We start from the raw sequence: 1,403 nt of genomic DNA on the forward strand, positions 1-1,403 counted from the left end.
TACTGCAACGGTACTTATGCTGATTGCTGACCAGTTTCAGGGACTGTGCCCGCGCCGCTTGTAGTGACTGACGCGGGCCTGGTATTGCCGTCTGCGACGCCAGTGCGACCAGTGCAGGATGTGGTCGACGGATGCGGGCCGGCGGTCGGTGAGGCGGGTGATCAGCCGTCTGATCTCGGCGAGGCTGAGGTGGATGAGCTGGGAGGATCCGTTTCTGCTTTCTCCGCATCCAGCTGGCGGGCCCGCAGGACGGTCAGGCAGGCGTGGGCGGCCATGGCCAATGTCATGTGGCGGTGCCAGCCCGGGTAGCGGCGGACCTGGTAGTCATCCAGGCCGCACTCCTGCTTTGCCGTCTGGAAGCACTCCTCGATCGCCCACCGGCTGCCCGCGACGCGGATCAGCTCATCCAGGGTGGTGTCGGCCGGGCAGTAGGCAATGTAGTAGGAGATCTCCTCGGGCCTGCTGATGCTGCGGCGGGCCAGCACCCAGTGCCGGCGATCGGGCCGGTGCCAGGGCCTGACCTCGACGCGGGCCCAGTCGTAGACGCGTCGGCCGTGGGCGCCGTCCCCGCAGGAGCGGCGCTTCCACTTCTGCCGGGGCAGGCCGGGGAACAGCTCGTGCACGGGGTGGTCGATGGACCAGCGGGTGACGACGGTGTCGTGCCGGGTGGTGGCCATGACGTGGAAGACGTCGGCCTGCTCCAGCTCGAACCGCCAGCCCTTGCTGTAGCCGTAGGCGGCGTCCGCGGTCACCCAGCCGAACGGGATCTTCTCGGCGATGGCCCGGCGGACCATCGCCTTGGCCATGGCCACCTTGGTGGCGAAACCGACCTCGTCATCGACGCCGGCCCGGCGGCAGCGGTCCCGGTCGTCCGTCCAGGACGTGGGCAGATACAGCCTGCGGTCGATCAGCGTGCGTCCGCGGCCGGTGGCGTAGGCGAGGAACACGCCGATCTGGCAGTTCTCGGTGCGTCCCGCGGTGCCGGAGTACTGCCGCTGCACGCCGGCCGAGCGGATGCCCTTCTTCAGGAAGCCGGTGTCATCGATGATCAGCACGGCCTGAGGGTCTCCGAGGTGTTCGACGACGTAGTCGCGTACGTCGTCCAGGACCTCGTCGGCGTCCCACTCGATCCGGTTCAGCAACCGCTGGATACGGTCGGGACCCGCGTGTCCGACCTCCTCCGCCAGGGTCCAGCCGTTCTTCCGCTGCAGCGGCGCAACCAGCCCCCGCATGTAGGCCAGCGCCGACTGGCGCGGCTCCTCCCGGGTGAACCGGTGCACGAACCGCTCATGCAGAGCGTCCAGTTCGCCTGCCCACAGCCTGACATCCGCAAGGTCCCCACCCATGACCACACCAACGACCGATCTGGTCAGCAGTCACGCCAAACACCGTTGCAGTACTAG

Annotated in this window: 1 protein-coding gene; it reads right to left on the reverse strand. The window is 68.1% G+C overall.

Features of this window, described 5'->3' with window-relative positions; translation table 11 throughout:
- Positions 1 to 161: 161 nt before the first annotated feature.
- Entirely contained in the window at positions 162 to 1,346 is a 1,185-nt protein-coding gene (locus ACWEQO_RS34765; RefSeq protein WP_452986495.1) for an IS701 family transposase, read from the reverse strand.
- Positions 1,347 to 1,403: the final 57 nt, after the last annotated feature.

The sequence above is a fragment of the Streptomyces sp. NPDC004051 genome (assembly GCF_053604275.1).

Bases quoted from the DNA above. Each gene is read 5' to 3' on its own strand.
- ACWEQO_RS34765 (WP_452986495.1), bottom strand. From the start codon at position 1,346: ATGGGTGGGGACCTTGCGGATGTCAGGCTGTGGGCAGGCGAACTGGAC.